Source organism: Lactiplantibacillus mudanjiangensis (assembly GCF_005405385.1).
Lineage (GTDB): Bacteria > Bacillota > Bacilli > Lactobacillales > Lactobacillaceae > Lactiplantibacillus > Lactiplantibacillus mudanjiangensis.
On sequence record NZ_BJDY01000007.1, the window covers coordinates 110,957 to 123,144 of the forward strand.

The window sequence follows — 12,188 nt, forward strand, 5'->3', positions numbered from 1 at the left end:
TGGCCAGCTTAAAATCAACGAAAAACTTGGATTTCCAAGTTTTTAATCATGAATTGCACAAATGTGCCAAGCTTTAAATTGAATAGCTTGGAATTAGCGCTATACTGAACTTAATGACATTCAGTACGATAAGGAGAACAATATGAAGGCGATTGAAATTCAAGCTCGTCGCAAAACCATTTTAGCCTTGCTAAAAACTAACCAGACATTAACGGTTCAACAACTTGTTCGACAGTGTCACGTTTCAGACGAAACCATTCGTAAAGATTTGCGGGTGCTTAGTCAACAAGGACTCGTCACTAAGGAATTTGGTAAAGCAGCGTTAGTCACTGCCAGCCCATTGCTACCAGTCGGACAACGGACTGATCAATTTGCTGTTGAAAAACAACACCTGGCGCAACGGGCGCTGCAGCTATTGCCGCTAACCCCTGCAACCATTGCTTTAGATCAAGGCAGTACGGTTGCGGCAGTAGCCACGGTCCTAAATCAGATGACGAATAAAACGATTATCACTAGTTCACTACTATCATTGCTTGCTTTACAAAAGACTCACAACACACTTTATAGTACTGGTGGTAAATACAGTCCTAGCGATATGTCCTTTCAAGGAAACGGCCCTCGCGACTTATATCAACAAATCCACGTTGATTTTTGTTTGCTTGGGTCTAGTGGCATTCAAGGTCGCCAAGGCCTGTGCTCATCAAGTTTTGCCGATGCTGAAATGAAGCGCGAAATGATTGCCAATAGTGCCGTTAAAATTGCATTAGTAGATGCTTCCAAGTTTACGCAAACTTCACTTGTCCAAGTTGTGCCATGGTCGGCTATTGATTATCTGATTACTAATATGAATCCGCAAACTCCAGAATTACTAACGATTGCTGAACAAACTAAAGTGATCACAGTGTAACTAAAAACAGGTGACCCCATCATTTGATGAGGATCACCTGTTTTACTCTCTCATTTAACTACCTGGCGTATCTGCCAAAGTCCACGTCACCGTGCCACTGTAACTACCAGCATAAACGCTCGGTTGGACATCTAGGAAAATCCCAGTACTGCTTGACCAACCACTAGCAATATCGGTTGCCGTAGTCGTGCCATCACTAGCCCCATTCGCAATCAGCGCTGATTTGTTTGTCAACACCTGCTTATTACCACTACTGTCAATATAAACCAAATTACCATCAAAATCATGTTGAGATGACGTTAACTTGGACGCAGTTGCATAGACGTACCACTTAGAACCAGATGTCCGTGTATCACTGACCTTGACGCTCCAATCAGAACTGGCTTTAAGCAACGTTTCCTTCGTTGGAATCTTATTGTCACTACCAAAACTAACTGTTCCCGATAAGTCGCTAAACGCTAATGTCCCATTTAACTTAATCGTAAACGTGACTTGGTTCGACTGGTTACCGTTGTCATCGACCCCATAAACGGTCACCTTATTGTCGCCAGTTGTGAGCTTAGTCGCCGGTAAGTTAAAGTTAAAATACCCACTCGACGTACTATCACTACTCGTCCCGTTCATGGTAAAACTGTCAATTGTATTGCCATTATCCAACGACACATGCATCGTCACGTCACCATTTTTCAAGGTATCATTAGCCGCTGAACTTTCAGCCACCAACATTCCTTGCAAGTTAATGGACTTACCAGCATCAACACTGGTTGCATTACCACTAGACATACTTAAGGTGAGTTGCCGCGCTGGCTTGATCGTAAACGCCGGCGTTGCAACGGTTCCAATATTGGTCGTACCGCTAAATGATTGTAATGAACTAGCTACCGACGTATTAGTTGCCACATCTTTGGCCGTTCCTTTTAACGTTAAGGTAGCCGTTGGATTCGTCAAACTCAATGAATCCTTTAACGTATGCGCAATTGCCGTCGTATCACCTAACTCAGTACTTGTTAACGATTCCGTATCGCCGTTACTATAATCAATGCCCCCCTTATTAAAGGTCACATTACTGTTTTGCTTCAGCTTAGTCGCAATGGACTTCCAATCAGAAGTACCGCTATTATAAGTCAGTTTATACTTATAAGTTAAAGCATCCTTACCATTGATATTATCATTATCCGTTACCGTCCGACCATCTTGCGTGTTATCCGTCACCGTTAAATCAGTGTCTGCATTAACCAATCCCGGAACTGATTCAAAAACAACCATGTTATTCGTATACTGCGTCCCGGTCGAACCGGTAAATCCCCAGTAGACCGACTTGTCCGCCGAAGTGGCCGTTAAACCCAGCTTACTAATATCCACATTAACCGTTTTACTACCTGTCGCCGGTTGCGCCAATCCGGAACTAGCATTTTTATCATTGAATGTATATGTCATCGACCCAGTCGTACTGCTACCAGTTGGTGCGACCCACTTTAATGAGACATGGTGCCATGCACCATCCGATAACGTCGAATAGATTGTGCCATTATGTGTCATGGTCGTGTAGTACCCGAGACTCGAGTTACCATGAACGGCATAAGTACTACTCTCTCCTGGATAATTGGACGCAAGATGTGGACCATCATTACCCGATAAATGGTCATAGCCCGAGTTAGCGCCAACTGCGACACTGTCATTAACGAATTCATCAAACTCTAACGCCCAGCTTTTCTGAATCGCCCGGCCTGCCACCGTATCCGCACTGCCTGTTGCTTTATTATTATCAAGGCCCCAAACCCCCAGGGTCTGACCAGGTGCAATTTTGCTACTTAATCCGGATGTAATCGCACTGGTCCCCACATTCTGCATAACAAAAGCCATCCCATCAGCTGGTGTACTACTGCTACCAAAGTACATCCACATCGAGGCCGTCCAATTATTACTTAAATCAACTTTATTCGCCGTATTTGCCCAAATTGCCCCAACTTGACTCTTAGCATCCGTAACCTGAACGGCTTTTGCATTGGGGTTAGCCGTATTTGTCGATTGGACAATCTTCGCAACATTAGTAGGCGTTAACGTTGGAATCGTGAACACATCTGAAATTGCCGAAACTCCATTAGGCATTGAACTGAGGGCCGCCGAATCGGTTGCTTGAGCAACTGTCCCACTAAACAACAAAGCACCACTCAAGACAAGTCCACTTAATATTGTACGTAATTTCATCTTGATTCGACCCCTTCCCGTAATCGGCGAAGTTGCCACCCAACAATAATCACCAAGATTAAAGCAATGATCAGCAAGCCACCAAGAATCTGGGCAGCGACCGTCATCATTTCATTAGTTTGTGGCAAACGACCACTAGTTAAAGCACGTTTAAGCTGCTGTCCTGGTGTTTGAATTGCATCGCCATCGGCTGACGAAGTTGTCGCCTTCGGTTTCGTTGTTTTTACCGTAGCCGTTTTCCCGTTTGGAATGACCGGATCAATAGTCGCGCCCTGACTTTCCGTCGTCGATCCTGCAGTAAATCCAACACTCGCCGTTGTCTGATTCTGATCACTCGTTGCCGCATAACTCAGCCGAGGGCGACTAAAGCCCAATAATAGCGCTGATATTAGTAGACACCCTATCAATAGTCGTTTCATCAGGCCTACCCCCGTTACCACTCGATATTAATTAATCTTCTCGTTTTTGACGTCGACGCCGTAACCAGAAAATGAACCACAAGACTAGTAGCACAATAATTAACATCGCTAAAGCACCAATGCCAATTAACCACCAGATACTCATGCCTCGATTATTAACCGCTTTACCATTATATTGTTTGGCCTCGGCAGCCGTAATCGTAAAGTCACGATCAAAGACCCAACGATGATCGCTATTTTTCGCCACCATTCGTAAATGATAACGACCAGCTTGCAAATTCGTATTACCTAATTGAATGGGGTATTTAAAAACCGAGTTTGGTGCCATTTGAACATTCTTCTTAGTTGCGGTTTTGACCACTTTGCCAGAATTCTTGCTAGTAATCGTGGTTTTTAAATTAAGCTGTGGGACAATCACCGCGGAAACATTCCTTAAATATGGAAAAATACTTTGATGATAGTTTTCCAAACCGGCTTTAACTTTGTCTAGTTGTAGTTTGGGTGCTGGGGTCTTCCCCATTGAGAATTTCATCCCGATGACATATGAATAAACATTACGAACATTCATAGAACCTTTGACTTGGCCGGTCACCTTTTGATCAACACGCTTGAAATACCAACCACCTAAAATCACACCGTTAAATGGCGAAGTCGGCATGGAGACCTTTGTTTTAATGGTTTTGGACCCATTTGCTGGTACAGTTACTGTTTTAGGTCCCGATAATTTAGCTAAATCGGCCATTTTATGTGTTAACGATGCATCGAAACTTTTAGCCGGTGTCACGTATTCAATAGTCCCATTGTTATTCGTATATGCCGTGTGAATTGCAGTTTGCACCTTAATATCACGATTTGTCACATTATAAATAACCGCTTTCAACGTCTCTTTTTGACCCGTTTTCATTTTTAGATCAAAAAATGATTCTTTTTTATTAAGTTGATTTTTAGGTAATTTAGCTGAAACACTATAACCAATATTATTGGTTTGTTTACTGCTGCTGGCAGCTTGTGCTTTAAACATGCCAGTGAGGCCTAAAGCGACCCCCATTAAGCCCAGGAGCCACCACCCAAAATGTTTACTAGTTGTCATTATTTCACACCCTAATCCGTTTATGACTATCATACCATTATGTAACAAAAAGGTGCTTAGGACCAAGCACCTTTTTGTGATTACTAATAAGTTATTTATTCAGTAGGTAAACTAGCTAAATTCCAATTTAATGTTGCCGTGTAAGTCCCAGCTTCGGCGCTGTTGGCTGGGATAGTCAATTTAATTGCACTAGGGTCTAATTGATCAATGGTGACCCCAGAACCAGAACCCTTAGCGGCAGTTAAGACCGTGGCAGTGCTACCCAAAACATTAGTTGTTGCAGTAGCAACAGAGCCATTGCCATCAATACTGTCAGCACTGCTTACAGCACCAGCAGGTAGTGTGAGTTCAGCACCATCGATAGCAGCTAATGCCTTGCCATCTGCATCCTTGCCAGTTAGTTCGCTACCAGTTACGCCAAGGCTCCAGCCTGCTTTAGTACCACGTACATCAGAAACTTCAATAACTGCCTTGTCATTCCAAAGTGCGGATGTGCTATTACCAGTTGTATCATTGGCGTAATAATCATTGGATTTCAAAACATCAATTTCATGAGTCCCAAAGTTCAAGTTGTTGGTCACATAAATCAATGACAAGCCACCACCGTTAGGAACGTCAACACCGTTACCGCCATCACCGCCAGAGCCATCACCAGTGCCTGGGTTTGATGGATCAACTGGCTTAACGCCGTCTGTATTAGCCGTAAACCCAGCAATAACAGTTGTATTCCCAGTCCGGTTTTCAGCCGCTGGTGTCGTTGTGTCAGCATTTGCAACAGTTGGTAATACAGCACCGATTAATAAAGCCCCTGATAATAATAGCCCGCTAATTAATTTATTCATGATTGATACTCCCCTTTTGCTTTTATCTATATTTATAGTTTAGCATGTTTACAATGGATATCAATATTTTTATAAGAGTTTTTTACTTTTTTGTGTCTTTTTTGTGAAACTGATTGTTAATTATCGATAAAAACCGTTATATTTTCTAAACCAATTAAAAAGCAATAGCGCAAAATGCATTGATACATCAGTAATTTGTCTAGTAGTCCAATTAAAAAATAATTTGGCATCTATTATAAATTAATTATTAAAAAGATAATTATATAATTAAGATGGTATCGTTTCATTATTAAAAATATTAATTCTACTAAAAATCGAAAATACTATCATTCTCAACAAATGCCTGCAAAACAGCGTTCGTTGTTATTTTAGTTAATCCCTTTAATTATAGCTACTTATATCTTCACAATTTCTTCACATTTAGTGTAATCCCACGTATTCCAGTATTTTACTTTTTTTCATTCAACAAATAAGGCTAATTAAGTTAATCCTTTTTTTCGATTAACTTAACAATTTAACGTATTTTACAAAGTCTATATCAGCCACCATCAGAAAATCGCCACTACATTAACATGATCCGTCATGGAAACTGGCAACATAAACTAGATTAATCGGAAAAATAATGTTCTTTGTATAAAAAAAGCATTACGCTAAAAAGCATAATGCCCTTGTACTAATCCTCGTCATAACAGACGTCCCAATTCACTTATCCACCGCTGATTCAATCGTCAATAAGGCGACAAAATCCGTGGCTGTTACTTGATAGTCCACTTTAAGTTGCTGATTCGTTAATTGTTGAATAATACCTAACCCATAGCCAAAATGACCTGGTTTAGTCGTAAACCGGTGTTGATTAAGTTTGCGCCAATCGGTTTCGGCATGAGCCGGTAACTGATTGGCAATTCGAAATTGAATCGCTTGTGACGGCAACTGACTAACGTCCAAATACACCTTCTGATCAGCTTGTGCAGCCGCGTCTAACGCATTATCAATTAGATTACCCAGGATTCGAACAACACTCACCTGATTCACTTCAGGGACCTCAACTGGTTGTAAAATCGTGAGTTTTAAATTTAAGTTTCGCTCAAAGGCAGCCTCAACCTTAGCGTACAATAGCCCACTGATCTCAGGTGCACTTAACTGGCGTAATTGTACAAGATTAGGATCAGTTGCGACTTGCTGACTATTTGGCCAAACTGCCTCTTCAAAGTATTTTTTCAATCCTGGCATATCCTCATTTTGAATATACTGACTCAGACTCAACAAAATATTTTGATAATCGTGCTTAAATAATGACAATTGCTGATTATGCCGGGTTAATGCTGTATTATACTGCGACACTTCAGCCAAAAGTTGCGCATCCGTCAATCGATTATTCTTATTGATCACCAAATACGTCGTAATCGTGCCAAAGATCAAGCTCGCCACACTGGCAACATAGGTCTGCGACACCACGGACATCTCCATAGCATATCGATAAGCCAAGATATAAAAACCATAGCTTAATAGAATCAACCAATAATCACTACGTTCGATCTTAACATGCTGAAAAAAGTCAACTGTCGCAAAACGCACCACATAGTGATGAGCAAAAATACCGATCAAAACAACCATCGGCAAACACATCACAACCGCTCCCACCAAGTTAACCGTTGCCGTTAAATCATGTAACCCAATCGCTTGTCGCGGCAACATCAAATCTTTGGACGCAAATATAAACTTTAAAATGCTACCTGAAATACCGCTAATTAACCGTTTTAAAGCATTTAGAAACAGGACAATTGGCAAAGTTAAGATCCACTTCGTATATAACAACCGCGCGCTCATTACCGTATGTAAAATCGTGAGTGGCACAATCCAAATGAACACCAATGGCACATGTGGGAAAACCACTGTCGCTAATTGCTCAATAAATTGAAAGGCAATCACTAAAGTTACCCAAGTCACCGCTAAACGCCACGTTAATAACTCCCGAAAAGCCAACATCAACATAATCATTTCATAACTACCCGAAATCAATGATAATGTGTACAAAAAATAAGTCATACTCCCTACTCCTACTCTCTTAACCGTATACCTGTAACAATTTTTCAGGGTGTTGATTACCTTATCTTCTATCATACGCGCAAAAAGGGTCGCTGAGCTAGTGCCCAACGACCCTTTTCGTTATTTTATTATTGAACCACAATATCATAGTGGTTGCCGTATGTGCCCCGATCATGAACTTTGCCCATGCCGAGCGGTGTTTTAATCTTCGTGCCAAACTTTTTATTGTTCGCTAAAATTAAATAGCCGTCTTTGTCGTAACCATTCAATGTATAAGTGCCATCAGACGTAAAACGTCCCATCCCATACATTCCCGAACCATTTGGCGAATAATATGTATACACCTTTTTTTGCCATTTAACTCGGCCTTGCATCTTAAAAACAGATTTTGACATCACCGCATTTTTAGCCACATTGGCTTTAAATAAGGTTTTAGCTGATTTCGTCGTGGCAGCTGCTACGGTATTAGTTTGTTGCGCATCTGACAACAAGGTTAACCCACCAAAAGTTAATCCAGTCATCATGGCAATTACTAGCAATAAATGTCGCAGTTTAGTCATTAACGGTTACCCCTCTTTTTTAAGATCTGCTTAACATCACAATTTAACAATTGACAACAGTATAACGAGTACGCGTTGCGCATTGATAACAGTTACATTACAAAAGTGTTACGAATTGTATAGACCGCTAAATATTGGTTCAGACCAGAAAAAAAGGCCAGCAGACGGCGTTTCGCAATCCGCTGACCTTTCGTCAACTTACTTAATCAACTGAAGCATCCGTTAGCTGTAACCGTTGCTTAACTTGCCTCTGAATCACCTGACGTCGAGTGCCTGTCAGTAAGAAAATCGTCAAACCAACAAAGACAATCACGATAAACCCTGTTGTTTGCCATTCGAATAGGTCGGGATGGCTCATCGATTCAGTCCCCGAAGCCATCATCGACAAACTGTCGGTTAAAGTATGAATCAGAATGGGGACTAAAAAACTACCCGTATAGAGGTAACTGGCGGCTAAAAAGCTCCCTAATGCCGCCGCAAAAATCATCTGCTCTAAAGTTGCTGACACCGCTTGACCAGCCAAAATATTCGCACTATGCCAGAGGCCAAACAGCCCACTACTCAAGCCAACTGCCCACGCCACTTGATGACGATGTTGCCGAAATTGCCATAGTAACAAACTTAAGATACTAAACCGGTACAGCCATTCTTCAGCAATTCCGGGTTCTAACCCACTTAAAAACATCTTCAAGGATGGTGACTGCATCTTAAACGAAAACTTGGTAAAAACAGTCGCCCAGTTATCACCAGTACCAAAGGCATTCCAGATCACAAAAGCGCCAGCAACCACGCCAATAAGCGTTAGAACCGGCCAGCTGGCTTGTCGATTCAGGCGCCAAGTCGGCCAATAATAACCCCAACCTTGCATGACAACTCCGAGCATCAACACTAAGGCCACAGCCCCAAAGACACCGCTATTACCAACTATTTTAAAACTTGCCGGAATCGTTAAGTTGGGCAATAACGTTAACATCTCGTGGGCACCAATAACACCACTAAACACAATCGAAATTAATAACAAGATTCGCCCAATAAGCGCTTTAATTGGCACCAAGAGCACATAACCAACCGGAATCCACATGATGATTAAGTAAGCAAAGGCCATCGCCACTACGCCACGTTCATTCAGTGGCGTATAGCGGCTCATCACGACTACTAAATTGCCTAACAGTAATGGTAAAAACGTAAATTGAATAATCGTTTGTAAATAATGATTCACTCGTCGCCGACGCGACCAAGTGTTAGCTAATTCTGGTTTTTCAACCATCGGAATATAAGCGCTAAACAACCATAAAATGATGATTGGTCCGAGTAAGCTCCCCCCATGACCGTTTAAAATAAGCTGTAACAAAAACGCGCCAACTAGTATCCCTAACTGGACACCGTACCAGCGACGTAACTGTTGATCAACCTCTGTTTGCATCAAAAAAATCCCCCAATCTGGTGTTAAGTTAATCATACCAGATTGGGGGATTTTGATGAAACGCTTAGTTAGTCATTATTTAATTTAGTACAGATCTTGCACGCGACCTTGTGTCGCTTCATGATCCAAGTATTCGTCATAAGTCGTGTCACCACGATCAACGACCCCTTTAGCACTCACTTCTACGATATGGTTCGCAATCGTTTGAATGAATTCATGATCATGAGAGGTGAAAATGATCGCACCAGTAAAATCGATCAAACTATCATTTAACGCCGTAATGGATTCCAAATCCAAATGGTTGGTCGGATCATCTAAAAGTAAGACGTTGGCTTTACTCAACATCATCTTAGATAACATCCCCCGGACTTTTTCGCCCCCAGATAAGACATTGATCTTCCGCGTCACATCTTCACCAGAGAAGAGCATCTTCCCTAAGAAACCTCGCAAGAAAGTATTGTCACTTTCTTCTTTAGGCGCATATTGCCGCAACCAATCAATGATCGTCAAGCTATCATCGGTAAATTCATCGTTGATATCCCGTGGCAAGTACGTCCGAGACGTTGTTTGACCCCAAACCACTTCACCGGAATCTGGTGCCATGGCGCCGGAGATGATTTGCATTAAAGTGGTTGTGGCCACATCACTACGGCTAATCAAGGCCGTTTTTTCATTAGGGCGTAATGTGAAGCTGATGTTGTCTAAAATTTTGACACCATCAATCGTCTTAGAGACGTTTTCCACCCGCACCAAATCGTTCCCGATTTCGCGTTCCGGCGTGAACTTGATGAATGGGTATTTACGTGATGAAGGTTTGATATCATCCAGCGTAATTTTTTCCAATTGTTTCTTCCGAGACGTGGCTTGCTTAGATTTCGAGGCATTGGCGCTAAACCGAGCCACAAATTCTTGCAATTCTTTAATTTGTTCGGTCTTCTTTGCATTCGCATTTGCTTGTAACTTGGCAGCTAATTGACTAGATTCCATCCAGAAGTCATAGTTCCCAACAAATAACGTGATCTTACCAAAGTCCACATCACACATATGGGTACAAACTTGATTTAAGAAATGGCGGTCATGAGAAACAACAATGACGGTCTTGTCATAGTCAGCTAAGAAGTTTTCTAACCAGCTAATCGATTGGACATCTAACCCGTTGGTCGGTTCATCCAATAATAAGACGTCCGGATTACCAAACAAGGCTTGGCCTAATAAGACTTTAACCTTTTGTGGTTCCGTCAATTCACTCATCTTTTGATGTTGCATCGCTTCATCAATGCCCAAAGCCTGTAACATTTGATCAGCTTCAGCTTCGGCATTCCAGCCATCCATTTCAGCGAATTCACCTTCAAGTTCAGCGGCCCGAATCCCATCTTCATCGCTAAAGTCAGGCTTAGCATATAAAGCATCCTTTTCTTGCATGATCGCATAAAGCTTTTCATGACCTTGAATCACCGTTGACAAGACTTCTTCATCTTCAAAGGCAAAGTGATTTTGGTTTAAACTAGACATCCGTTCGTTGGGCCCCATTGAAACATTCCCACTAGTAGGTTGGAGTTTACCTTCCAAAATCTTCAAAAAGGTTGATTTACCCGCGCCATTTGCGCCAATAACGCCGTAACAGTTACCCGGCGTAAATTTTAAGTTCACATCGTCATAAAGTTTGCGAGTTGAAAACTGCATACTGACATTATTCACGGTTAGCATTAATTAATTTCCTCGTCTTTCCATTAAAAAAGCCAACTGACCTCATTCGGTCGGTTGACACCCGATTTTTAATCCTTATGGCAGTTTAGCACGCCGGAAACCCTTTTGGCAACTAAAGCCACGTTAATTTTCTGAAAAGACGGTACTTTTTTGCAGGCTCGGTAACAAATGACGTTCTAGATACGTGCAAACACCATTTTGATCATTCGTCGCAGTCAATGCATCTGCTTGTGATTGCAGACTAATTGGTGCATTCGCCATCGCCACCCCGGTGTGCACTTGGTGTAATAACGTCTGAGCATTAAGACCAGCACCAAAAGCCAGCATCTCATGAGCGCCAATACCAAGTCGCTGCCCTAAGCGATGTACGGCTTTCCCTTTATCACGTCCTGGTTGTAGCAAGTCCAACTGTCCAGCTGCATTGATCACGGGCATCGCCAGTCCAGCCAATTTTGGGGTGAGTTCATAAACTAATTGTTCAGTGACTTGCGGATCGCACGCCACTTCAATTTTAACCACTGCATCGCAAACCTGACGCAGCATGCGCACTAAGCGAACATTCGGGTAATCATGCTGCACCCGCGCCACAAAACTTGGCGTTGCTTGTTGTGACAAGTACACGACTTGTGACCCACAAACCGCAAGTTGCACTTCCGAATACGCCGCCAAAATAGTCAAGATTTTAACAACAGCCGGCCGTGGAAAGGTGCTTGCCAAAATAGCAGTGGTCGGTTGCATCAACTCAGCACCGTTGCCACCTACCAACCACAAATTTGGATAATCTACAAACTGAGTCGCCATCATGGTCGCTGAACGACGGCTAGTCATGACTAGTTGAATCCCACGACGTTGTAATTGTTGGTAAAGTTGGGTAAACCGGCGGTGGTCATAGCCACCTTGATTATTTAAAAAGGCCCCATCGAGGTCTGATGCGATTAATCTAATTGCCATCACGATCATCCATTCATTTAAAATTATGTAAGCGT

At 42.2% G+C, this 12,188-nt stretch carries 10 protein-coding genes; 1 reads left to right on the forward strand and 9 read right to left on the reverse strand.

The genetic code is table 11. From position 1 onward, the window contains the following. Positions 1 to 142 precede the first annotated feature (142 nt). Positions 143 to 907: a DeoR/GlpR family DNA-binding transcription regulator gene (locus FFM84_RS13935; protein WP_130845887.1), complete on the forward strand. Its 765-nt coding sequence runs from the start codon at positions 143 to 145 to the stop codon at positions 905 to 907. A 54-nt stretch (positions 908 to 961) separates the two neighbouring features. Here the strand turns inward: FFM84_RS13935 and FFM84_RS13940 are convergent, their stop codons facing one another. The 9 genes from FFM84_RS13940 to FFM84_RS13980 form a co-directional block, all read right to left on the reverse strand. Further along, the gene (locus tag FFM84_RS13940; RefSeq protein WP_130845888.1) at positions 962 to 3,115 is read right to left on the reverse strand and encodes an L-type lectin family protein; all 2,154 of its coding nucleotides are present in this window, start codon (positions 3,113 to 3,115) and stop codon (positions 962 to 964) included. Further along, positions 3,112 to 3,534 (reverse strand): EF2685/EF0750 family sortase-dependent surface protein, encoded by a 423-nt coding sequence (locus FFM84_RS13945; RefSeq protein ID WP_130845889.1) that lies wholly within the window; start codon positions 3,532 to 3,534, stop codon positions 3,112 to 3,114. Before FFM84_RS13945 ends, FFM84_RS13940 begins: the two co-directional genes overlap by 4 nt. Before the next feature lie 31 nt (positions 3,535 to 3,565). Continuing rightward, on the reverse strand, positions 3,566 to 4,624 hold the full coding sequence (locus FFM84_RS13950; RefSeq protein WP_225425323.1) for a WxLIP family cell surface protein: 1,059 nt from the start codon (positions 4,622 to 4,624) through the stop codon (positions 3,566 to 3,568). A 95-nt stretch (positions 4,625 to 4,719) separates the two neighbouring features. Further along, entirely contained in the window at positions 4,720 to 5,466 is a 747-nt protein-coding gene (locus FFM84_RS13955; protein ID WP_130845890.1) for a WxL domain-containing protein, read from the reverse strand. Positions 5,467 to 6,168: 702 nt separating this feature from the next. Beyond that, positions 6,169 to 7,512: an ATP-binding protein gene (locus FFM84_RS13960; RefSeq protein WP_130845891.1), complete on the reverse strand. Its 1,344-nt coding sequence runs from the start codon at positions 7,510 to 7,512 to the stop codon at positions 6,169 to 6,171. Positions 7,513 to 7,640: 128 nt separating this feature from the next. Next, positions 7,641 to 8,072 (reverse strand): hypothetical protein, encoded by a 432-nt coding sequence (locus FFM84_RS13965; RefSeq protein WP_130845892.1) that lies wholly within the window; start codon positions 8,070 to 8,072, stop codon positions 7,641 to 7,643. 202 nt (positions 8,073 to 8,274) lie between these two features. Further along, positions 8,275 to 9,495, reverse strand: a complete 1,221-nt coding sequence (locus FFM84_RS13970) for a CPBP family intramembrane glutamic endopeptidase (RefSeq protein WP_130845893.1) — start codon at positions 9,493 to 9,495, stop codon at positions 8,275 to 8,277. Between the two features lie 84 nt (positions 9,496 to 9,579). Continuing rightward, complete coding sequence (locus FFM84_RS13975; RefSeq protein WP_130845894.1) at positions 9,580 to 11,202, reverse strand: ABC-F family ATP-binding cassette domain-containing protein; 1,623 nt, start codon at positions 11,200 to 11,202, stop codon at positions 9,580 to 9,582. Between the two features lie 123 nt (positions 11,203 to 11,325). Beyond that, positions 11,326 to 12,153, reverse strand: a complete 828-nt coding sequence (locus FFM84_RS13980) for an HAD hydrolase family protein (protein ID WP_165444402.1) — start codon at positions 12,151 to 12,153, stop codon at positions 11,326 to 11,328. Positions 12,154 to 12,188: the final 35 nt, after the last annotated feature.